This is a genomic window from Pseudonocardia petroleophila (assembly GCF_014235185.1).
Lineage (GTDB): Bacteria > Actinomycetota > Actinomycetes > Mycobacteriales > Pseudonocardiaceae > Pseudonocardia > Pseudonocardia petroleophila.
This window is the reverse complement of the sequence record NZ_CP060131.1, coordinates 2,993,463-3,015,403: the sequence shown is the minus strand read 5'-3', so window position 1 is coordinate 3,015,403 and position 21,941 is coordinate 2,993,463. Positions and strand designations below refer to the sequence as shown.

Genomic DNA, 21,941 nt, shown 5'->3' with positions numbered 1-21,941 from the left:
ACGACCGACGGGCCGGTGAGCACGATTGGTTAGTATGGCGGCCGACCGACGCCTGATCACGCGGATCGACGGTCACCCCGTCGTCACGGGAACCGCCCGGTCGATCCCCGGCGCCGGGTCCGTCACGCCCGAAGGAGCCACCTGTGCCCGACGTCCCGCTCGACTCCACCTCCGAGCGCACGAGATCGGGGGTACTGGCGACGGTCCGCACCCACGCCGTCGCGATCGCCGCGGGGCTCGTCGTGGGTGCCGTGGTCGGCTACGTCGGCTCGCAGTTCCTGCCCACCGAGTACACCGCCCGGTCGATGATCTTCTTCGAGGCCACCGGGCCGTTCAGCCCGGACGCGGCGGGCGGCGGTGACGACGCCGTCCGGTTCGTCGCCAACCAGGCCGCGCTCGTCCTCACCACCGATGTGCTGCAGCCCGCGGCCGACGCCGTGGCCGTCCCGATCGAGGACGTCCGCGAGAGCGTCACCGCGGTGGCCGGCAGCGAGACCAGCGACGTCACGATCACCGCGGTCGCGCCCGCCGCCGAGCAGGCCCAGGCCATCGCCGACGCCGTCGCCAACTCCTACCGCACCGTCGCGGGGCAGCGGGTCACCACCGAGGCCGACGAGGCCGTCGCCGCGATCTCGGCGAACGCCCCCACCGGGGCCGGGGCGGCCGCCGCGGCCGCCGACGGGGCCACCGAGCAGGCCATCCGGCTGCGCGCCGCGGCCTACGGCGACGGCGTCTCCGCGATCGAGCCCGCGATCCTCCCCGAGACCGCCTCGGCGCCGCTGCCGCTGCAGAACGCGCTGATCGGCGGCCTGATCGGGCTGTTCCTCGTCACCGGCGTCAACCTGCTGCGCGACCAGCGCAAGGCGGGCACCGCGTCGGTCGCCGACCTCGACCTCATGCTCGGCGCCCCGCTGCTGTCGCGGTACCCGGCGCCGGGGTCGCGCGCCATCTCCGACCTGGTCAACGCCGACTCCTCATCCGACCGGTTCCGCGCGGCCAACGACGTGCTCACCGCGATCGACGTGCGCCTGGAGGGCATCCGGCGCCCCAGCGTGCTGTTCCTGAGCTGGCAGAACCACCTCTCCACCACCGCGCTCACGGTCTCGGTGTCGCTGGCCGCCGCCCGCGAGGGCCGCCCGGTCGTGCTGGTCGACGGCGGCGGCAAGGAGCGCGGCATCTCCTCGCTCACCGACGTCAGCCCCGGCCGCGGCCTGGAGGGCCTGGCCAACCTGGCCACCCCGATCAGCGCGTCGCTGCGCACCTGGCGCGTCGCGAAGGCCGAGCTCGGCGTCGTCCCGCTGAGCGACTGGTCGCCCACCCCGACGAGCGCCGCGGCCCGGCCGCAGGTGCTGCGCGCGGCGATGGAGCGGCTGCGCGAGAGCTCCGTGCTCAACCTCGTCGACGGCCCGCCGCTCACCGAGCGCTCGCTGGGCCTCGCGCTCGGCCGCGGCGTCGACGGCGTCGTGCTGGTCCTCGACGAGGACACCTCCGTCGACGACGCCCAGGAGATGGGCCGCCGCATCGGCATCGCCGGGATCTCCGCGATCGGCTACGTGCTGGTCCGCGCCCCGCGCCGCCGCCTGCGCGACGACACCCGCTCCAGCGGGCGGGAGACCGCGTACGAGAGCGACATGGTCGTCGAGGAGGACCGCGCGCGTGCCTGACGGGCGGTTCGGCGACCCGGACGGGCCGGTCGACGACGGGCGCACCCAGCTGCTGCCCGTCGTCAACCCGCGCGCGGCCGGGCCGCGCGCCCAGCCGGCGCGCACCCGGTCACCGCACGCGCAGGCGCTGCACACCCCGACCCAGGGCACCCAGAACCAGGGCACACAGAACCAGGGCACACAGTCCCTGCGCACCCAGGCGCTGCGCGCCGGGTCCCAGCGCACCCAGTCCCTGCGCACCCCGCACCGGCGCCCCGGGTCCCCGCCCGCCGTCCCCCGGCGGATCAGCCGCATCGCCGAGCGGGTCCCCCTGGCGTCGGTCTACCTGCTGATCGTCACGATCACGCTGTTCCAGCGGTTCGTCGTGCCCGGCACCGTCGTCTCGATCGCCCTGCCGATCGCGTTCGTCGTGCTGGTCGGCCTCGCCGCGCGCGGCCAGCTGGTCGCCGACGTCACGCGCGTCGCGCTCTACCTGGCCGCGGTGGCCGCGTCGCTGCTGTGCACGGTGATCGTGTCCGCGGGGTCCGGCCCGGCGCCGTCGTTCACCTCGCTGCTGCTGCTGCTGGTCCTCTACATCCCGCTGTGCTTCCGGGTGTCCGACCGGCTGCGCGACCAGTTCCCCCGGGTGCTCGAGTTCTTCCAACGGATCATGATCGTCGGGGCGGTCTTCTGCCTGCTTCAGACGGCGGTGCAGCTGGCGGGGATCAGCTACACCGACCTGTTCGACACCTACCTGCCCCCGCAGCTGATCTTCACCGAGTACAACACCACGTACCCGATCTACTACGGGTCGCCGATCCTCAAGGCCAACGGCTTCGTCTTCCTGGAGCCGAGCTTCGCGTCCCAGTTCCTGGCGATCGCGATCATCATCCAGCTGATGGTCGACGGGAAGCGCTGGGGCAGGCTCGCCCTGTTCGGCGGTGCGCTGCTCGCCACCGTGTCCGGCACCGGCATCGCGCTGCTCGGCGTCGGCCTGGTCGTGCTCGCCATCCGGCGCGGCGGCCGGTGGACCGCCCGCGCGCTCACCGCCGCGTTCCTCGTCGGGCTGGCGGTCAGCCTCACCCCGGTCGGGGCGCTGCTCGCCGAGCGCACCGGCGAGAGCTCCACGAGCGGGTCCAGCGGCAACGCGCGGTTCGTCGCGCCCTACGTCGTCATCGCCGACGCGATCGGCCGCGACGAGAGCGTGTTCCTGGTCGGGCGCGGGGCCGGCACCGTCGACAGCGACGTGCAGTTCTTCAACCCCACCGGGCTGCTGGTCAACTACCCGGCCCTGCCGAAGTTCATCGGCGAGTACGGCGTCCCCACCGCGCTGGTGTTCCTCACGTTCATCCTGACGGTGCTGCTGCGCAACGTCCCGTCGCCCACGCTGGGGTTGATGGCCGCCACGGTGTACTTCGTGCTGTCCGGGAGCCTGCTGCAACCCCAGACGGTGTACCTGTGCTGGCTGCTCACCGGACTGTTCGCCGCCGCCCGCGCGGGCGAGATCGCGGGCAGGCGCGTGCGGCTGAGCTCCGCCGTGGCCCCCGTCGAGCGGCGACTGCTGCCACCGGGGCCCGTCGCGGGCGTCCCGGGGCCGCGACTCGCCGCCTTCGACAACGCACCCGACCGGACGATGGCCGTGCCGGTGGTGCGGCGTCCCGCTCCCCCCGCCGGCGCACCGCCCGTCACCGACGGGCACCGTTCGACTCCGCGGCGTTAGGTGCGTACCCGGCCGAGTGCCGGGTGCGGGCCCGATCGGGCCCGATGAGAGAGTGTCGGGGCCCGAACCGGACAGTCCTGAAGGAAGGCAGAGCCGCATGCAACGCGTCCTCGTCACCGGAGCGGCGGGGTACATCGGCACCACGCTGGTCCCGATGCTGCTCGAGCACGGATACGCGGTACGGGCCGTCGACCGCCTGTTCTTCGGCGACGACGTGCTCGCCCCGCACGAGAACCTCGAGGTCGTCAAGACCGACGCCCGGCTGCTGGAGCCCGGTCACCTCGACGGGGTCGACATGGTGATCGACCTGGTGGCGATCTCCAACGACCCGAGCGGCGAGCTCTTCCAGGACGCCACCTACCAGATCAACGAGCAGGCCCGCGTGCGCTGCGCCCGCCTGGCGCGCGAGGCGGGGGTTCAGCGGTACGTGCTGCCGTCCTCGTGCAGCATCTACGGCTTCCAGGAGCCCGGGGTGATCTGCAGCGAGACGCAGCCCACCAACCCGCTCACGACGTACGCCAAGGCCAACGAGCGGGCCGAGCACGGCGTGCTGGCGCTCGCGTCCGACGAGTTCTGCGTCGTCGTGCTCCGCCAGGCCACCGTCTACGGCTACAGCCCGCGGATGCGCTTCGACCTCGCGATCAACGGCATGACCTACGGCGCCTGGAAGAACGGCGTGCTGCCGCTGATGCGCGACGGCAGCCAGTGGCGGCCGATGGTGCACGTGCGCGACGCCGCACGCGCCCAGATCTTCATGCTCACCGCGCCCGTCGAGCGCGTCAACGGCGAGATCTTCAACGTCGGCTCCGAGGCCAACAACTACCAGCTCGGCCCGCTGGCCGAGGAGGTCGCCGACAGCATGGCGAACCGGCCCACCATCGAGTGGTACGGCGACGCCGACCACCGCTCGTACCAGGTCGCGTTCGACAAGATCGAGAGCCTGGGCTGGAAGGCCGAGCTGACGGCCCGCGACGGGGCCCGCGAGATCGCCGAGAAGCTGGAGAACGGCACGCTCGAGCAGACCGAGAAGACGATCACCCTGTCCTGGTACAAGGACCTCGTCCGCTGGCACCGGATCATCAAGGACGTGGAGCTCGGCGGCGGGATCCTCGACATCGAGGGCGTCGAGAAGATGCTGGGCGAGAAGGTGCTCGGCGACTCGTGAAGGGCATCATCCTCGCCGGGGGCAGCGGCACCCGGCTGCACCCGCTGACGCTCGCGGTGTCCAAGCAGCTCCTGCCCGTCTACGACACGCCGATGGTCTACCACCCCCTGTCGGTGCTGATGCTGGCCGGCATCCGCGACGTGCTGCTGATCAGCACCCCGCACGACCTGCCCGGTTTCCAGCGCCTCCTCGGCGACGGCACCCGGTACGGCATGAACATCACCTACGCCGAGCAGGCCGAGCCCAACGGGCTCGCCGAGGCGTTCGTGATCGGCGCCGACCACGTCGGCGACGACACCTCGGCGCTCGTGCTCGGCGACAACCTGTTCCACGGCTCGAACTTCTCCGACCTGCTGCACGAGTGCATCGGCGGCATCGGCCCCGACGCCGACGGGTGCGTGCTGTTCGGCTACCCCGTGCGCGACCCGGAGAACTACGGCGTCGGCGAGGCCGACGAGCACGGCCGGCTGATCTCGCTGGAGGAGAAGCCGGCGCAGCCGCGCTCCAACCGCGCGATCACCGGGCTGTACTTCTACGACGACCGGGTCTGCGAGATCGCGAAGGACCTCAAGCCGTCCGACCGCGGCGAGCTCGAGATCACCGACGTCAACCGCGTCTACCTGGAGCAGGGCCGCGCCCGCCTGGTCGACCTGGGCCGCGGCTTCGCCTGGCTCGACACCGGCACGCACGACGCGCTCCTCGGCGCGGGGCAGTACATGCAGGTCCTCGAGCACCGGCAGGGCATCCGCGTGGCCTGCCTGGAGGAGGTCGCCCTGCGCATGGGCTACATCGACGCGGACGCCTGCTACGCACTCGGCGCACAGCTCGCGAAGTCGGCTTACGGCAAGTACGTGATGGACGTCGCGACCTCGCTGGGCGCCGTCCCGAACGGAGGACGATGACGACCACCCCCCGCCCGCTGCGGGTCCTGCACCGCTCCTACGGCGGCGACAACACCAAGCCGCGCCCGCCCTACTACAGCAAGCTGCTGGCCCTCGCCGCGCTGCTGCGGGCCGCCGACGCGCTCGACGTCGCACCGGAGCTGGTCTTCATCAACGACGGGCACATGCCCCAGGAGCGCCTGAGCGTGATGGAGCGCTTCGGCGAGGTGGTGTCGGTCCGCAAGGGCGGCAGCGACACCAACTCCTACCGCGAGATGCTGGCCGACGAGAACGCGCGCTCCGGTGACCCGAACGACCTCATCTGGCTCGCCGAGGACGACTACCTCTACGTCCCCGACGCCCTGCGCCAGCTCGTCGCCGGCTCGGCCGCGCTGCCGGACGCCGACTACTTCACCCTCTATGGCGCGCGGGCCATCGACGTCGCGCGCAGCCGGCGCAAGGCCGTCATCCGGCCGGAGCCCGCCGCCGAGGGCACGGGTCAGGTCGTCGAGGTCGGCGAGGTGGCCTGGTACCGCGCCGCGTCCACCACCAGCACCTTCGGCATCACCCGCCGGGCCCTCAACGAGGACGTCCGGCTGCTGCGCCACTTCTCGCTCACCGGCGGGGCCTGGGACAGCGCGACCTGCAAGGCGATCCAGGGTCTCGCCCCGTTCTCCGCGAAGCACCTGCGCCGCGACTTCCTGCCCTTCCGCGAGGTCCCGCCCGCCCTGTGGCCCAAGTCGTACGTGCGCGGCGCGCTGCGCGTGGCGTCGATCCCGCTGTCGGTGCGCAGCCCGCAGCGCCGGCGCGCGCTGCTCGGCAGCGACCCGGAGCTGATCATCCACATGGAGGCCCCCGACGACCCCCCGCGGGCGCTGAGCGCCCGCACCCAGAAGATCGACTGGGCGGCCGTCGCGACCGAGACCGCGGAGTGGGGCAACGACCACGGCATCCCCGTGGTGATCCCGTCGGCCGCGGGGGGGACCTCGTGACCGAGGCACCCGCGGTCCCGTTCCTGCGCCCGCAGCTGCCCCCGCTCACCGAGGTGCAGCGGTACTTCACGCTCGCCGAGCAGGCCCGCTTCTACTCCAACGGCGGGCCCTGCGAGCGACTGCTGCGCGAGCGGCTGTCCGACTACCTCGACGGCGTCACCTGCATCCCGGTCAACAACGCCACCAGCGGGATCATCGTCGCGGTGCTCGGGGCCACGCACCACGCGGGCACCCGCGGACGCGGCCTGGTGATCACACCGTCCTACACGTTCGTCGCCACCGCCGGGTCCGTCGAGGCGCTGGGGTACCGGCCGCTGTTCGTCGACGTCGACCCGGAGAGCTGGCAGATCGACCCCGCCGCGCTGGAGCGCGCGCTCGCCGAGCACGGCGACGACGTCGCCGCGGTGCTCGCCACCCACACCTTCGGCACCCCTCCCCCGGCCGGCCTGCAGGACCGCTGGGCGGCCGCGTGCGCCGCGGCGGGCGTCCCGCTGGTCGTCGACACGGCGGCGGCGTTCGGCGCCGTCGACTCCACGGGTGCGCGCACCGGCACGGGCGCGCACACCCACGTCTTCTCCTTCCACGCCACCAAGCCGTTCGGCGTCGGCGAGGCCGGGATGGTCACCACGCGCGACCCCGAGCTGGCCCGGCTGTTCGACGGCATCCGCCAGTTCGGCTTCGCCGAGGGCCGGGTCGCGTCGCTGCCCGGCATCAACGCGAAGATGGACGAGCTGCACGCGGCCACCGCGCTGACGGTCCTCGACACCTACGCGGGCGTCCTCGCCTCCCGCCGCGCCACCGCCGAGTACTACCGGCTGCACCTGGAGCCCGCGGGCTTCCGGTTCCAGACCGGGGCGGCCGGCGGCACCTGGCAGGCCGGCTACCTGCAGGCCCCCGACCCGGCGACCCGCGAGGCCCTGCTGGCCGCGGGGCGGGCGGCGAAGGTGGGCATCACGGCGTACTACGAGCGCCCGCTGCACCGCCACCCCGCCTACGCGGGCGCGCTGCTGGAGAACGACCTCCCGGTCTCCGACGCCCTCGCCGCGGGCGCGCTGGCCCTCCCGATGGCCAACGACCTCAGCGACGCCGAGCGCAGCCGGGTCGTCGACGTGGTCCTGGAGACGGTCAAGACCGCCTCCTGACCCCCGGAGGGGTCAGCCGCCCCAGAGGCGGCGGTAGACCTCGGACGACTGCGGGTTCGAGCCCTGGTCGAGCGTGGTGGAGAAGTTGTCCTCGTTGAAGTACGTCTCGTACTCCATGACGTCGGCGCCGGCCAGGAACGTCTCGTACATCTTCTCCATGTAGACCGGGTTGTCGCCGATCCCGGAGTTGATGATGCCCCACTCGGTGACGCCGACGCCCTTGCCGTGGGCCCGCGCGAAGTCGATGACGGTGCAGAGCCCTTCGTTGGCCCCGCACTGCTCGTCGAACGCGGCCGCGGTCGGGGACGCCGGGTAGTGGTCGTAGGGGTCGATGCCGACCACGTCGACGACGTCGTCGCCCGGGTAGGACTTCCAGGCGTCGCCGTCGGAGGTCTGGGAGCCGTGGGCGTTCATGTTCCACTCGAACCGCGCGCCGGGGGCGGTGGACCGGACCGACTGCACGACCTGGCGGTAGCACTGCTTCCAGGCGCCGACGTCGGTGGCGCTCCACTCGAACCAGTCGCCGTTGAACTCCCAGGCCAGGCGGGTGTAGGCGTCGGTGCGCCCGGCCGCGCTGAGCGCCTCGCCGTAGCGGGCCCAGTTGGCGTTGTAGGCGCCGCCCGCGCACTCGGACAGGCTGCCCCCGGAGCCCTCCGGCCAGAACGGCTGGGAGATGACGATCGCGTGCGGCGAATCGGCCCACGCCGAGAGGATCCAGCTCGCCGACTCGATGCCCTCCCACGAGCCGCGCTCGGTGAACCCGTGCACGACGTCGATGCTGCGGCCGCGGTAGCTCTCCCACCGGTCGACCTCGGACTGCGTGCCGATCACCAGGCCGGAGCGCCACGGCAGGCCGCCGGGCGCGGTGCCGGTGGAGCGGCGACGGGTGGGGCTCGTCGCGGCGGGCTCCTCGGCCTCCCCGGCCTCCTCGGTGGGCTCCGCCGCACCGGTGGCCGCGGGCTCCGAGCTCGGCGCGCTGTCTACGGCGGCGGGCGCGGCCAGCACCGGCGGCACGTCGGGCGTCGGGGGGATGAGCGAGAGCAGGTCGGGCTCGGCGACCTGCTCGGGGACCGTCAGCTGGTCGACGACGTACACGCCGGCGCAGACCATCGCGACCGCCAGCACCACCCCCACGGGCAGCCAGCGCCCGCCGATGCCGCGCCGCGGCGCCGGTGCGGCGGCGCGGCGGTGCCTCGGCTCGATCGGGGGTGCCTCGGGAGCGCGCATGTGGGGAGTCCTCGTGACGGTTCGCGCCGGGCGGAGCGGGGGAGCGTACCCGGCGGGGGCATGACCGGGGGCGAACCTATCACCCGAAAGCGTGACGGCCCGGGTCACTCGGCGGCACATCGCGATCTGCGCCGAGCGTGCGGGGAGCGTCGACGAAAGGATGGGCCGTACGCAGTACCGTCGTCGCGTGTTCGCCCGCCGCATCACCGTCGTCGGGGCCGGGTACGTCGGCCTCACCACCGGCGCCTGCCTCGCCGCGCTCGGCCACCACGTGACGTGCGTCGACCCCGACCCGCAGCGGGTCGCGCGCCTGCGGGCGGGCGAGGTCGACCTGCCCGAGCCCGACCTGCCGGAGCTCGTCGACGAGGGGCTCGCCGCGGGCCGCCTCGCGTTCGCCACGAGCACCACGGCCGCGCTGGCGTCCCCGCGCGGCGCCGCCGAGGTCGTGATCCTCTGCGTCCCGACGCCGGTCGGCGTCGGCGGGGTCGCCGACCTGGACGCGGTGGCCACGGCGGTCGGGGAGATGGCCCCGCACCTGGCCCCCGGCTGCGTGCTCGTCACCAAGTCGACGGTGCCGGTGGGCACGTCGGTGCGGGTGCGGGAGCTGCTGGGCCGCTCGGACGTGCCGGTCGTCAGCAACCCGGAGTTCCTGCGCGAGGGCAGCGCGGTGCACGACTTCCGGCACCCGGACCGGATCGTGGTCGGGTGCGACGAGCAGGACGCCGCGGAGCGGGTGGCCGCGCTGTACGCGCGCCTGGGCGCCCCGACGGTGCTGACGGACGCGGCGAGCGCGGAACTGGTCAAGTACGCGGCGAACGCGTTCCTGGCGCTGAAGGTGAGCTACGTCAACGCGCTGGCCGAGCTGTGCGAGCGCGTCGGCGCCGACGTCCGCGACGTCACCGAGGGCATCGGGCACGACCGCCGCATCGGGCAGGCCTTCCTGTCCCCCGGCCCGGGCTGGGGCGGCGCCACGCTGCCCAAGGACACCCACGCCCTGCTGGAGTCGGCCGATGCGGCCGACTTCGAGTTCCGGATCGTCCGCGCGGCCATCGACACGAACGTCCGCCAGCGCAGGCGCATGGTCGACAAGGTGCGGCTGGCGGTGACCGGCACCCGCCGGGGATCGCTGTCGCACTGCCGGATCGGCCTGCTCGGGCTCACCTTCAAGGCGGGAACCGACGACGTGCGCGAGTCCCCCGCGCTCGCCGTGGCCGCGCTGCTGCGCCAGGCGGGCGCGGAGCTGGTGGCCTACGACCCGGCCGTGCCGCCGGGCCGCACCGACCCCGGGCTCGACGGCATCGAGCTGGTGGGGTCGGCTGCGGAGGCGGCGAAGGACGTCGAGGCGCTGGTGCTGCTCACCGAGTGGCCGCAGTTCCGCACGCTGGACTGGGCCGCGCTCGCCGGGCTCACCGCGCGCCCGATCGTCGTGGACACCCGCAACCTGCTCGACCCGGACGTGCTGCGCCGCGCCGGGTTCACCTGCCACCCGCTGGGGCGGCCGGCCCGGCGCTGACGGGTCAGTAGGCGCCGTCGCCGCGGAGCACGGCCCCGACGGTCTTCCACAGGATCAGCGCGTCCAGCGCCAGGGACCAGTTCTCCACGTAGCGCAGGTCGAGCCGGATCGACTCGTCCCACGACAGGTCACTGCGCCCGCTGACCTGCCACAGCCCGGTCAGACCGGGGCGCACGTGCAGGCGCCGGTGGGTCTCGGTGGAGTAGCCCTCGACCTCCGCCGGCAGCGGCGGGCGCGGCCCGACCAGCGACATCGACCCGCCGAGCACGTTGAACAGCTGCGGGAGCTCGTCGAGGGAGTAGCGGCGCAGCCACTGCCCGACCGCGGTCACCCGCGGGTCGCGGCGCATCTTGAACAGCGGCCCCGCGCCCTCGTTCATGGTGACCAGGTCGGCGCGCAGCTTCTCCGCGTCCACGACCATCGACCGGAACTTGACCATCCGGAACGTCTCGCCGTGGCGCCCGACGCGAATCTGGCGGAAGAACACCGGCCCGCCGTCGAGCTTGACCGCGACGGCCACCCCGAGCAGCAGCGGCAGCAGCATGACCAGCAGCAGGACCGCGCAGAAGCGGTCGAAGCAGCCCTTCATGACCTTGGCGATGCCGCTGAAGCGCGGCTCGGTGAGGCGCAGCAGCGGCAGGCCGTCGACCGGCTTGACGTGCAGGCGCGGCCCGGCGACCTCGAGCAGGCCCGGGTCGACGACGATCTCGGCCGGCGAGTTCTCGAACTCCCAGGACAGGCGCTGCAGGCGCCGCGGCGACCAGTCGGGCGTCGGCGTGACGGCGACGACCCGGTAGTGCCCGGCCTCGACTACGCGGTGCAGCGCCTCGAGGTCGCCCACGACGGGGACGCCGGCGATCGTGGTGTCACCGCCGAGGCCGCGGCCGCTCGCGGTGCACGCCCCCGCGACCTCCCAGCCGAAGTGGGGGTTGTCCCGGGTGCGGACGACGAGCTCCGCGATCGACTGCGGGGTGCCGACGGCGAGCACGCGGTGCATGCACTGACCGGTGAACCGGCGGCGGTGCAGCGCGCGGCGCATGAGGTAGCGGGTGGCGGCGACGGCCAGGCCGATCACCGGGATGAAGGCGAACGCCCACGGACGCACGGAGCTAAGCTCGAACGCGAGGCCGAACAGGCCGAGCAGGACCAGGCTGGTGATGGTGCCGCGCAGGACGGAGCTGAACTCCTCCGAGCCCTGGCCGAGGGTCCGGGGCTCCCAGGCCCGCCAGACCCACAGGCTGACCAGCGTGAGCAGGCCGGCGATGCCGGCGAGGCCCCAGGCGTTCGGCATGGCGGGCACGCCCAGGTGCGCCGAGCTGATCCAGCCGCCCAGCAGCGTCAGCACGCCGACGACCAGCACGTCCGCCAGTACCACGAGGGCGGTGTAGCGCCCCTCCCACGACGTGCGCGGAGCCTCGACGGCCGGCTGGCCGTGCCCGCTCCCGAGGTCACCCCGGACGACCCGCGGTTCCCCGACGACCGGAAGTGGACCGGTCCCGACCTCGCTGCTCAACACATCCTCCTTGCAGTGATCCGCGTCGTCGCGTACGAACTCCGGCGCGCCTGACACGGCCCCTGAAAAGTCCCCCACCTACTCAACGCAGGAGGTGGCGCACTGTTACGTGACCTGGCTCACATCGATAGCCCGATCCGGGCCCCGTGAGTACGGATCCCCAGGTCGAGACGACACGCCGACACGGAAGGGTGTGTCCACCCGTTGGCGACGATGATCACCCGATCGGGTCGCACCTTCCGTGACCCTACGGATCTTCTCGACGCTTCGTCACCGCATTAGTACGCACGGAGGCAGTACTTCGGTTCACCCGCTGTGCGACTTCCGACGCCCAGGCGCGTCAGCGGCCCGCCGGACGGTCGATGCGGGCGAGCCGAGGCGCGGCTCGCGCCGCGGGAGGGAGGGGGTGCGCGGTGACGGAACGAGGTCGGCCGCGGCCGGGGGGACGGGCCGCCGGGAGACGGGCACGACCCGCACCACCCCGGAGCGCAGGATCACCCCTCCGAGGACGAGACCGACCGTGCACGCGCACACGATCCACAACGTCCCCAGGCCCATCACCCAGCCGAGCACCGCCATGTCCGCTCCCGACGCCGTCGTGTGTCCCGTCCGTGACCGGGCGTCAGCATGCCGTCGGGAACGCGGGAGGTTGCCCCGCTCTCGCCGACCGGCGCGCCCGACGCGCCGACCGGACGCCCGCGGGGGACGTGCGGCGGGGACCGGGCCTCGCTGCCGCTGCGCGGTCGGGTGCACACGCCCGGTGGCAGCCGGGGTAACGCGGCCGCGCCGGTGGGCGAGTCCACTCGGCCACGGGGGCCGTCCGGCCCGCCGGGCGGACGGCCGGAGGTGCCGGTGGACGGGTGGACGCGCCGATGACGGCCCGCAGGTGGGCGCTGGGGGCCCTGGAGGTCCTCCTCGCGGTGGGTCCGATGGTCGCGATCGAGGTGCTGCTGCGGACCAGCGACCTCCCGACCACCTGCCGACGGCTCGGGGTCGCCCTCGACCTCTCGGGCGCGGACCCGGCCGCCTCCGGGCCCGCCGTGCTGCCGCGCCGGACCCGCCGCGTCGTCCTCGCCTGCGGGCTCGTCGTCGGGCACTGGCCGGCCGGGGACACCTGCCTGCGGCGGTGCCTGCTCACCGGCCACCGCCTGCGCGCGCTGCGCCCGGTGCTGCGGATCGGCGTGCGCCGCGTCGACGGGCGGTTCTCGGCCCACTCCTGGCTGGAGGTCGACGGGCGGGCCCTCGACCCGGCCGCCCCGGCGTTCGCCGTGCTCGGTCCGGTGGGGGGCTGACGTGGGCACCCACCGCTACCGGGCGCACGGCCTGGACATCCGCAGCGCGGCCGTGCTCCCGCTGCCGCCCGCCGGTCCCGGGCCCGGCCCCGGACCCGGCCCCGGGCCCGACCTCGTGCTGCGGGTCGGCGCCGAGCGCCCGGTGCCGGACACCGACCCGCCCGGGCAGGTGCTCGCGGCGCTGGGGCGGCCCGACGGCGGGCGGTTCTACTGCTTCACGCGCAGCGCCGACGCCGTCGTTCTGCGCTACCCCGGTCTCTGCGAGTTCGTCGGGGACGCGGGGCTCGCGGACGTCACCGTCCGCATGCACCCCGGCGCCGATCCCGGCCTGGTCCCGGTGCTGGCCGCGGGGGCACTGGTCGCGGTGCACCTCAAGCTCCGCCGCGCGCTCGTGCTGCACGCCGGGGCCGTCGAGGTGGACGGCCGGGCGCTGGCGTTCGTCGGGGCGTCGGGGATGGGCAAGTCGACGCTCACCGCGGCGCTGTGCCGGGCCGGGCACGGCCTGGTCTCCGACGACGTGCTGCGCGCCGAGCCGGTGCGGGACGGCACCGTGCTGGTCCATCCGGGCAGCAGCGAGGTCCGGCTGCGCCCCGCCGCCCGCGAGCTCGCCGCCGGGACCGGCCGGGAGACCGCGGACGGCCGGCTCGCGGTGACCGCCCCGACCCCGGGGACCCGCCCGCTGGCCCTGGCCGCGTGCGTCGTGCCGCTGCCCAGCCGCACGGTCGAGCGGGTCACCGTGCGGCGGCTGTCGACGGCCGAGGCCCTCCTGCGGCTCGTGCGGTTCCCGCGCGTCGTCGGCTGGCGGGAGCCCGGGACCGCCGCCGCGGAGTTCCAGGCGCTGGCCGACCTCGCCGAGCGCGTCCCCGTCCACGAGGCGTCGATCCCGTGGGGGCCGCCGTTCCGCCCGGACGTGCTGGCCGGGCTGGCCGGGCTGGCCGGGACCGTCCGTGGCGCACACAGGACCGAGAACGGGGGGCCGGAACCGGACGTAACGGGCCCGGCCGCGGATCCGAGTCCCCCTCGCGGGGACCGCGTCCCACTCCCCGTCCCGACGACGCGCCGGAGGAGGTGACACATGCGCCAGCCCTACGAACCCCCGGCGATCGAGCTGCTCGGATCCGTCCGGGAGGAGACCCAGGGTTTCCGCTTCACGGCCCAGCAGGACTCGATCTTCGGGATCGACGTCCCGTTCGGCGGCAGCCCCGTCCACTCCTGATGCACCCGGATCGCGGGGCCGGCGGCCCGTCCGCCGGCCCCGCTCGGCCGTGAGGACACGCCGTGACCTTCTACCGGATGACCCCGCTGGAGATCGCCTGCGGCTGGCTCGCGGCCGGCGACCCGGTGCCCCTGCCCGACCCGCCGGGAGCACGGCCCCGGGAGGTGCTCGACGCGCTCCTGCTCGACCACCTGTCCCGCCCGCCCTGCCTCGTCGCCTTCTCCGGGGGGCGCGACTCCTCGGCGCTGCTCGCCGCCGCCGTCACCGCCGCCCGGCGCGAGGGGCTGCCGCAGCCCGTCGCGATCACCCTGACCTACCCCGACTCCCCCGACGCCGACGAGGCGGACTGGCAGCGGCAGGTGCTCGACCACCTCGCGGTCACCGAGCGCGTGCGCGTCGTCGTGCACGACGAGCACGACGCCGTGGGCCCGGTCGCGGCCCCGCTGCTGCGCCGGCACGGCCGGATCTGGCCGCCGAACGTCGCCCCCACCTGGCGGATGATGGACCACGCGCGCGGCGGGTCGCTGCTCACCGGCGAGGGTGGCGACGAGGTGTTCGGCGTCAAGCGGGTCACGGCGCTGACCAAGCTGCTGCACACGCGCACCCGCGCCGACCCCAGGCTCGTCCCGCTCGTCGCACGGTCGCTGGCCCCCCGCCCGCTCCGGCGCCGGACGGCGCTGCGCGAGTGCTATCGGCCCCCGTGGCTGCGCGAGCCCGCCTGGCGGGAGGTCCGCCTCCGGTGCGCCGAGGGCGACGCCGCGATGGCGCTGCACGCCGGGCGCCAGACCTGGCAGCTCGCCACCCACCGCGGCTCCCGGATCGGCCAGGAGACGCTGTGCGCGCTGGGCGACGAGATCGGCGTCGCCTACGGCCAGCCGTTCCTGGACCCCGCGTTCGTCGCCGCGACGGCCGAGGAGGCCGGGTTCTGGGGCTGGACCGGTCGCACCACGACGATGCGCCACCTGTTCGACGACCTGCTCCCGCGCGCCGTGCTCGAGCGCCGGACGAAGGCCACCTTCAACCGCGCCGTCTTCGCCGGTCACACGCGGGAGTTCGCGACGGGCTGGGACGGCGCCGGGGTCGACACCGATCTCGTCGACCCCGGGGCGCTGCGGGAGAACTGGCTCTCACCCCTGCCGCACGCGCCGTCGATGGCGCTGCTGCACCAGGCCTGGCTGGCCGCTCAGACGATCTCCAGCGAGGGGATCGGGAAGACCAGCCTGCCGCCCCACTCCCGCACGTAGGACAGCTGCTCGACGATCTCCTCGCGGAGGTTCCAGGGCAGCACGAGGACGTAGTCGGGGCGGTCCTCGGCGATGCGCTCCGGCGGGCAGACCGGGATCCGGGTGCCCGGCGTCAGCCGCCCGTGCTTGTAGGGGTTGCGGTCGACGGTGTAGGGCAGCAGGTCGGGGCGGATGCCGCAGAAGTTGAGCAGCGTGTTGCCCTTGCCCGGCGCCCCGTACCCCACGACGGTCCGGCCCTGCCGGCGCGCGTCGATGAGGAACTCGACGAGGTCGTCGCGCACCCGGGACACGGCCGTGGCGAACCCGTCGTAGCCCGTGACCCCGTGCAGGCCCGCCGCGGCCTCCGCGGCGAGCACCTCGCGGACGCGCTCGGACTCCGCGCCCGGCCCCACGGCCGCGGCCGGCCGGGCCCACATGCGGATCGACCCGCCGTGGGTGTCGAGCAGCTCGACGTCGACGAGGGTGAGACCGCCCGCGGCCAGCGCCCGCTGCCCGGTGAGCAGCGTGTAGTACTGGAAGTGCTCGTGGTAGACGGTGTCGAACTGCGTGCGCTGCACCAGCGTCAGCAGGTGCTGCACCTCGATCGAGACCCACCCGTCGTCGGCGACGAGCGCCCGCAGGCCGTGGGTGAAGCCCAGCACGTCGGGGATGTGCGCGTAGACGTTGTTGGCCACGACCAGGTCGGCCGGGCCGTGCTGGGCCCGGACCCGCTCCCCCGTCACCGGGGTCAGGAACGCGGTCAGCGTCGGGACCCCGCGCTCGCGGGCCGCGTCGCCGACGTTGGCGGACGGCTCGATGCCCAGGCAGCGGACGCCCCGCGGCACCAGGTGCTGCAGCAGGTACCCGTCGTTGCTCGCGACCTCGACGACGAACGAGTCGCCGTCCAGGCCGAGCCGCTCGACCGCCCCGTCGACGAACTCCGCCGCGTGCCGGACCCACGACGTCGAGAAGGAGGAGAAGTACGCGTACTCGGTGAACGTCTCCTCGGGGGTGATCAGCGGCGGCAGCTGCACGAGCAGGCAGCTGCCGCAGACCATGACGTGCAGGGGGTAGGTCACCTCGGCCCCGCCCGCCGCCTCGGCGGTGAGGAAGAGCTCGCACGGCGGCGTGGCGCCGAGGTCGAGGAAGCTGCGCAGCTCGGGGGAACCGCACAACCGGCAGGACCGGGCGGCCGGGGCGACCGACGAGACGTCCTGACCGGGCTCGCTGAGAGTCGCCGTCACGGCTCCTCCTGGAGGTCGACGCCGCACGCGCGGGGAGTGCGTGCGAACAGGTGCCGACGAACTCGGAGGACGGTGACGTGGCGTTACCTCCTCCGGCCGGGTAACGCGCCACCCCGGCCCGCCGAGTCCTGTCGCAGAGTCCGGGTCGGACGAGACGAGGTGTGCGCCATGAAGGTCGTCCTCTTCTGCGGGGGATACGGGATGCGGATGCGCGACGGGTCCTCCGACCTGCCGAAGCCGATGCACACCGTCGGCCCGCGGCCCCTGATCTGGCACGTCATGCGCTACTACGCCCACTTCGGGCACACCGACTTCGTGCTGTGCCTCGGCTACGGCGCGGAGCACATCAAGGACTACTTCCTGCACTACTCCGAGACGGCGTCGAACGACTTCCGGCTGCACGGCGGCCGGGTCGAGATGCTGGGGTCCGACATCCAGGACTGGACGATCACCTTCGCCCACACCGGCCTGGACTCCCCGATCGGCGAGCGGCTGCGCCGCGTCCGCGAGCACGTCGCGGGCGAGGAGATGTTCCTGGCCAACTACGCCGACGTCCTCACCGACCTGCCACTGGGCGACATGGTCGACCGGTTCAAGGCGAGCGAGGCGGTGGGCGCCCTGCTGGCCGTGCCGCCGCAGTCGGCGTTCCACTGCGTCGACCTCTCGCCCGACGACCACATCACCGCGATCAGCACCCTGCAGCAGCTGCCGCTGTGGGAGAACGGCGGCTACTTCGTGCTGCGCCCGGAGATCTTCGACTACCTCCCGCCGGGTGGCGACCTCGTCGCGGACGGCTGCGCGGTGCTCGCGGCGGAGGGCCGGATGCTGGCCTACCGGCACCGGGGCTTCTGGCAGCCCGCCGACACCGTCAAGGAGCGCAACGCCCTGGAGGTCGCGTACCGCAGCGGCGACCGGCCGTGGATGCTGTGGGAGCAGGAGTCCGGTGCGCCGGTCGACGCCGTGCCCACCGCGCTCCCCGTGCCGGTGTACCGCTGAGGTGCGGGCCACCCGGGCCCACGGACGGCGCGCGGACGGCGGGGCGGGCGCCGTCCTGCCCGCGGCCGCGGCGCTCTGCGCGGTGGTGCTGCTCGGCCTCGGCCTGGCCGTGTCCGGCGGCACGACCCCGTGGGGCGTCGACCGCGCCGCCACGGCCGCGGTCGCGGGCCTCGCGCCCCTCCACGACGCGCTGGTGGCGGTCGACCTGGTCGGGGAGCCGGTCGGGGCGGCCACCCTCGTCACCCTGCTCGCCGTCACCTGCCTCGTCGCCGGCCGTCCCCGGCTCGCCGCCGTCGCCCCCCTCTCCCTCGGGCTGACCGCGGTGGCCGTCGGCGGCCTGAAACCGCTGTTCGGCCGCACGATCCACGGACCGGAGAACCTCGCCTACCCCAGCGGCCACACCGCGACCGCCGCCGTGCTGACGCTGGTCCTGCTGCTCCTGGTCGTCGACGTCGTCCGGCCGGGGCGGCGCACGGCCGCCCTGGTGGTGGTCGCGGGGACCGTCATCGGGGCCGGGGTGATGGCCGTCGTCCAGGTCGCGATCTCCGCCCACTACGCCACCGACACCGTCGGCGGCCTGTGCCTGGCCGTCGTCGTCGTCACCGTCGCGGTGCGGCTCGTCGACGCCGTGGCCGGGACCCGGCCGCCGGCCCGCGCCGCCCCGTCCCCCGCACCGCACCCGAGGAGCGCCCCGTGACCGCCGCCCCCACCGCCCCGCCCGCGACCGCACCGCTCCCCCGCTCGGCCGAGCTGTCCGCCCGCCTGCACCGGATGGTGCCCGGAGGGGCGCACACCTACGCCAAGGGCGACGACCAGTACCCCGAGGACATGGCCCCGGTGATCGCCCGCGGGCTCGGTGCGCACGTCTGGGACGTCGACGGCAACGAGTACGTCGAGTACGGGTCGGGGCTGCGCTCGGTCGGGCTCGGCCACGCCCACCCGCGCGTCGTCGAGGCCGTCCGCCGGGAGGTCGGGCGGGGCACCAACTTCGTGCGGCCCAGCGCGATCGAGGCCGACGCCGCGCAGGAGTTCCTCGAGACGGTGCCGACCGCCGACATGGTCAAGTTCGCCAAGAACGGGTCCGACGCCACCACGGCCGCGGTCCGCCTGGCGCGCGCCGCGACCGGGCGACCGCTCGTGGCCGTGTGCCGGGACCAGCCGTTCTTCTCCACCGACGACTGGTTCATCGGCACCACCGCGATGCCCGCCGGGATCCCGGCGGCCACCAGGGAGCTGACGGTCTCCTTCCCCTACGGCGACCTCGCCGCGACCGCCGAGCTCCTGGAGCGCCACGACGGGCGGGTGGCCTGCCTGATCCTCGAGGCGGCCGGCGTCGTCGAGCCCCCGCCGGGCTACCTGCAGGGGCTGCGCCGGCTCGCCGACGCGCACGGCTGCGTGCTCGTGTTCGACGAGATGATCACCGGCTTCCGCTGGTCGGAGGCCGGTGCGCAGGGGCTCTACGGCGTGGTCCCGGACCTGTCGACGTTCGGCAAGGCCCTGGGCAACGGGTTCGCGGTGGCCGCGCTGGCCGGGCGGCGCGAGCTGATGGAGCTCGGCGGGCTGCGCCACCGGGACGAGCGGGTCTTCCTGCTGTCCACCACCCACGGCGCGGAGACGCACGCGCTCGCCGCCGCGATCGCCGTCATGCGCACCTACCGCGAGGAGGGGGTCGTCGAGCGCCTGCACGCGCTCGGCGACCGGCTCGCCCGCGGGGTCCGGGCCGCCGCCGCGGCGGCGGGGGTCGCCGACCACGTGGTGGTCCGCGGACGCGCCAGCAACCTCGTGTTCGGCACGCTCGACGCCGACCTGGTCCCCTCCCAGGCCCACCGGACGCTGTTCCTGCGCCAGCTGCTGGCCGGTGGCGTGCTCGGCCCGTCGTTCGTGGTCAGCCACGCCCTGACCGAGGCGGACGTGGACCGCACCGTCGAGGTCGTCGGCCGGGCCTGCGCGGTGTACCGGCAGGCGCTCGACGCGGGGACCCCCGTCCCGTGGTGCGGCGGCCGCGCGGTCCGGCCGGTGTTCCGGCCCTACGCCTGACGCGGCGGGTAACGCGGCCCCCCGACCGTCCGAGTCACCCGCTGCACACGCGCGGTCCCGTCGACGGAGGTACGGACATGCAGGTACGGACGGCGGACCTCTCGGCCCGCACCATCGGGGACGAGACGATCGTGCTCAGCCTCCCGACGTCGCGCTACTTCACGATCACCGGTGTCGGGACCCGCCTGTTCGAGCTGCTCGGCCGGGAGACCACCGTCGAGGAGATGGTCACGACGATCGTCGCGGAGTACGAGGTGGACACCGCCACGGCCCGTCGCGACGTCGAGGGCTTCGTCGCCCGGCTGCGGGACGCGCAGCTGCTGGCCTGACCGGCTCAGCCGTAGGCCGAGGACTGCAGCGTGTAGAGCTCGGCGTAGCTCCCGGCGCGGGCCATCAGCTCCTCGTGGGTGCCGCACTCGACGACGCGGCCCGCCTCCAGGACGTAGATCCGGTCGGCCAGGCGCGTGCTGGAGAAGCGGTGCGACACCAGCAGCGCGGCCCGCCCGTCGAGCACGGCCCGGACGTCGGCGAACAGCGCGTGCTCCGCCCGCGGGTCCAGCGCCGCGGCGGGCTCGTCGAGGACGACCACCGGGGCGTCGCGGTACAGCGCCCTGGCCAGCGCGACCCGCTGCCACTGCCCGCCGGACAGGTCGGTGCCCTCGTCGAGGTCGCGGCCGAGCATCGTGTCGAGGCCGTCGGGCAGCTCGTCGGCCGCCGCGAGCAGCCGGGACCGTTCCGCCGCGCGGTGCACCGCGTCGGCGTCGGCGGGCCGGTCCGGGGCGCCGAGCTCGATGTTGTGGCGCAGCGTCATCTGGTAGCGCACGAAGTCCTGCAGGACCACCCCGACCGACGCGCGCACGTCGGCGGCGGGTACCCGTTCGCCGTCCCACTCGCGGTGGCCCGTGCCCGGCTCGAGCAGGCCGGCGACGATCTTCGCGACCGTCGTCTTGCCCGATCCGTTCTCCCCCACCAGCGCGACGACCTCACCGGCCCGGATCTCCAGGTCGACCCCGTCCAGGGCGGGCCGGGTCTGGTCGGGGTAGCGGAAGCCGACGCCGCGCAGGGCGATCCGGTCCGCCAGCGGCCGCGGCCGCCCCGGCGCGGGGGCCTGCGGCGCCCGCGCCACGAACTCCTCGAGGTCGTCGAGGAACGGCACGGACTCCAGCAGCTCCCCGACCGAGCCGAACACGACGGCCAGCTGCCCGCTCAGCAGCCGCACCGCGATGGCCGCCGCACCCGCCTCGGCGAGGTCGATGCGCCCGACCCGGACCAGCTCGACGATCGCGACCAGCGCACCGGCCAGGGAGAGGCCGACGCCGAGCGTGGTGAGCAGGCCGATCCACTGCCGGCGCCGGACCTGCGCGCGCAGGGCCCCGACGACGGTGGCGCCCAGGGCGTCGTACCGGCTGCGCAGCACCTCGGCCGAGCCGAACGCCCGCAGCTCGGCCGCGTAGGGGCGGGTGCTGAGCAGCTCGCGCAGGTAGGTCTGGCGGCGGTGCGCCGCGGTGATCCGCCGGGCGAACGCGAACTCGGTGGCCCCGGCCCACCGCGCCAGCAGCACGGCGGGCAGCCCCGCCGCCAGCAGCACCGGGACCAGCAGCGGTTCGACCCCGACCAGCACCGCCGACATCGTGACGACGCCCAGGACGCTGCCGCCGAGGCCGAGCAGCGACGTGGTGACCTGGAACGGGCGGGTCAGCGCGTTCTGCTGCACCCGCTCCAGCGCGGTGGCGAAGCCGGCCGACTCGTAGGTGCCGAGGTCGACGCGGGTGGTGGTGTCGAGCAGCCGGTCCCAGACGCGCAGCGACACCCGTTCGCCGAGCAGCCGCTGCTGCTGGCGCTGCAGCGAGCCCGCCGAGCCGGACAGGGCGGTGGCCAATGCGAGCCCGAGCAGTGCCGGTCCGATGCCGACCGCGGCGCGCTCGGGCTGCAGCAGCGCGTCGAGGGTGAGCTTGCCGGCCGCGACCACGCCCAGCGCCGCGACGGCCCCGACCAGCTGCAGCACGCAGGCGTACGCGGTGCCGCGCGGGTCGGCCCGGTGGACCTCCCGCGCGGCCGCGGCGACGAGGCGCGGCGTGGCGAGGGCCGACCGCGCCATCCGGCTCACGCCCACCGCGTCGGCACCGCCCGCGTCACG

General features: G+C 74.5%; 19 protein-coding genes. 15 read left to right on the top strand and 4 right to left on the bottom strand.

From position 1 onward, the window contains the following. Positions 1 to 143: 143 nt before the first annotated feature. From H6H00_RS15080 to H6H00_RS15055, 6 genes are all read left to right on the top strand, one after another. Positions 144 to 1,664, top strand: coding sequence for a P-loop NTPase family protein (locus H6H00_RS15080; protein WP_185721866.1), 1,521 nt, complete (start codon positions 144 to 146; stop codon positions 1,662 to 1,664). Further along, complete coding sequence (locus tag H6H00_RS15075; protein WP_185721865.1) at positions 1,657 to 3,363, top strand: hypothetical protein; 1,707 nt, start codon at positions 1,657 to 1,659, stop codon at positions 3,361 to 3,363. Before H6H00_RS15080 ends, H6H00_RS15075 begins: the two co-directional genes overlap by 8 nt. 97 nt (positions 3,364 to 3,460) lie before the next feature. Next, the gene (locus H6H00_RS15070; protein WP_185721864.1) at positions 3,461 to 4,528 is read left to right on the top strand and encodes an NAD-dependent epimerase/dehydratase family protein; all 1,068 of its coding nucleotides are present in this window, start codon (positions 3,461 to 3,463) and stop codon (positions 4,526 to 4,528) included. Then, on the top strand, positions 4,525 to 5,430 hold the full coding sequence (gene rfbA / locus H6H00_RS15065) for a glucose-1-phosphate thymidylyltransferase RfbA (protein WP_185721863.1): 906 nt from the start codon (positions 4,525 to 4,527) through the stop codon (positions 5,428 to 5,430). The genes H6H00_RS15070 and rfbA overlap by 4 nt, the downstream gene beginning before the upstream one ends. Beyond that, positions 5,427 to 6,401 (top strand): hypothetical protein, encoded by a 975-nt coding sequence (locus H6H00_RS15060; protein WP_185721862.1) that lies wholly within the window; start codon positions 5,427 to 5,429, stop codon positions 6,399 to 6,401. The genes rfbA and H6H00_RS15060 overlap by 4 nt, the downstream gene beginning before the upstream one ends. Continuing rightward, positions 6,398 to 7,543 carry a DegT/DnrJ/EryC1/StrS family aminotransferase gene (locus H6H00_RS15055; protein WP_185721861.1) on the top strand — a complete coding sequence of 382 codons (1,146 nt, stop codon included), beginning with the start codon at positions 6,398 to 6,400 and terminating at the stop codon, positions 7,541 to 7,543. Before H6H00_RS15060 ends, H6H00_RS15055 begins: the two co-directional genes overlap by 4 nt. A gap of 12 nt (positions 7,544 to 7,555) precedes the next feature. Here the strand turns inward: H6H00_RS15055 and H6H00_RS15050 are convergent, their stop codons facing one another. Then, a complete protein-coding gene (locus tag H6H00_RS15050; RefSeq protein WP_185721860.1) occupies positions 7,556 to 8,770 on the bottom strand; it encodes a glycosyl hydrolase in 1,215 nt (404 codons plus the stop codon). A gap of 187 nt (positions 8,771 to 8,957) precedes the next feature. On the opposite strand from H6H00_RS15050, the gene H6H00_RS15045 reads away from it, so the two are divergent. Further along, positions 8,958 to 10,283: a UDP-glucose dehydrogenase family protein gene (locus H6H00_RS15045; protein ID WP_185721859.1), complete on the top strand. Its 1,326-nt coding sequence runs from the start codon at positions 8,958 to 8,960 to the stop codon at positions 10,281 to 10,283. 4 nt (positions 10,284 to 10,287) lie between these two features. Here the strand turns inward: H6H00_RS15045 and H6H00_RS15040 are convergent, their stop codons facing one another. Continuing rightward, positions 10,288 to 11,799: a sugar transferase gene (locus H6H00_RS15040; protein WP_185721858.1), complete on the bottom strand. Its 1,512-nt coding sequence runs from the start codon at positions 11,797 to 11,799 to the stop codon at positions 10,288 to 10,290. A gap of 869 nt (positions 11,800 to 12,668) precedes the next feature. Here H6H00_RS15040 and H6H00_RS15035 point away from each other — a divergent pair. From H6H00_RS15035 to H6H00_RS15020, 4 genes are all read left to right on the top strand, one after another. After that, positions 12,669 to 13,088, top strand: a complete 420-nt coding sequence (locus tag H6H00_RS15035) for a lasso peptide biosynthesis B2 protein (RefSeq protein WP_185721857.1) — start codon at positions 12,669 to 12,671, stop codon at positions 13,086 to 13,088. 1 nt (position 13,089) lies between these two features. Further along, positions 13,090 to 14,160 carry a hypothetical protein gene (locus H6H00_RS15030; protein ID WP_185721856.1) on the top strand — a complete coding sequence of 357 codons (1,071 nt, stop codon included), beginning with the start codon at positions 13,090 to 13,092 and terminating at the stop codon, positions 14,158 to 14,160. A gap of 3 nt (positions 14,161 to 14,163) precedes the next feature. Beyond that, complete coding sequence (locus H6H00_RS15025; RefSeq protein ID WP_185721855.1) at positions 14,164 to 14,304, top strand: lasso RiPP family leader peptide-containing protein; 141 nt, start codon at positions 14,164 to 14,166, stop codon at positions 14,302 to 14,304. Positions 14,305 to 14,366: 62 nt separating this feature from the next. After that, positions 14,367 to 15,548 (top strand): asparagine synthase C-terminal domain-containing protein, encoded by a 1,182-nt coding sequence (locus H6H00_RS15020; protein ID WP_255425767.1) that lies wholly within the window; start codon positions 14,367 to 14,369, stop codon positions 15,546 to 15,548. On the opposite strand, the gene H6H00_RS15015 is transcribed toward H6H00_RS15020, so the two are convergent. Next, a complete protein-coding gene (locus H6H00_RS15015; RefSeq protein ID WP_185721854.1) occupies positions 15,488 to 16,771 on the bottom strand; it encodes a class I SAM-dependent methyltransferase in 1,284 nt (427 codons plus the stop codon). The two genes, H6H00_RS15020 and H6H00_RS15015, sit on opposite strands and share 61 nt — an antisense overlap. Before the next feature lie 168 nt (positions 16,772 to 16,939). On the opposite strand from H6H00_RS15015, the gene H6H00_RS15010 reads away from it, so the two are divergent. The 4 genes from H6H00_RS15010 to H6H00_RS14995 all read left to right on the top strand — a co-directional run bounded on the left by H6H00_RS15010 (position 16,940) and on the right by H6H00_RS14995 (position 20,133). Beyond that, positions 16,940 to 17,767, top strand: a complete 828-nt coding sequence (locus H6H00_RS15010; protein ID WP_185721853.1) for a sugar phosphate nucleotidyltransferase — start codon at positions 16,940 to 16,942, stop codon at positions 17,765 to 17,767. A 1-nt stretch (position 17,768) separates the two neighbouring features. Further along, positions 17,769 to 18,464 carry a phosphatase PAP2 family protein gene (locus H6H00_RS15005; RefSeq protein ID WP_185721852.1) on the top strand — a complete coding sequence of 232 codons (696 nt, stop codon included), beginning with the start codon at positions 17,769 to 17,771 and terminating at the stop codon, positions 18,462 to 18,464. Next, entirely contained in the window at positions 18,461 to 19,804 is a 1,344-nt protein-coding gene (locus tag H6H00_RS15000; RefSeq protein ID WP_255425766.1) for a glutamate-1-semialdehyde 2,1-aminomutase, read from the top strand. The genes H6H00_RS15005 and H6H00_RS15000 overlap by 4 nt, the downstream gene beginning before the upstream one ends. A 77-nt stretch (positions 19,805 to 19,881) precedes the next feature. Beyond that, positions 19,882 to 20,133 carry a PqqD family protein gene (locus tag H6H00_RS14995; RefSeq protein WP_185721851.1) on the top strand — a complete coding sequence of 84 codons (252 nt, stop codon included), beginning with the start codon at positions 19,882 to 19,884 and terminating at the stop codon, positions 20,131 to 20,133. Between the two features lie 5 nt (positions 20,134 to 20,138). On the opposite strand, the gene H6H00_RS14990 is transcribed toward H6H00_RS14995, so the two are convergent. After that, positions 20,139 to 21,902 carry an ABC transporter ATP-binding protein gene (locus H6H00_RS14990; RefSeq protein WP_255425765.1) on the bottom strand — a complete coding sequence of 588 codons (1,764 nt, stop codon included), beginning with the start codon at positions 21,900 to 21,902 and terminating at the stop codon, positions 20,139 to 20,141. Positions 21,903 to 21,941 lie beyond the last annotated feature (39 nt).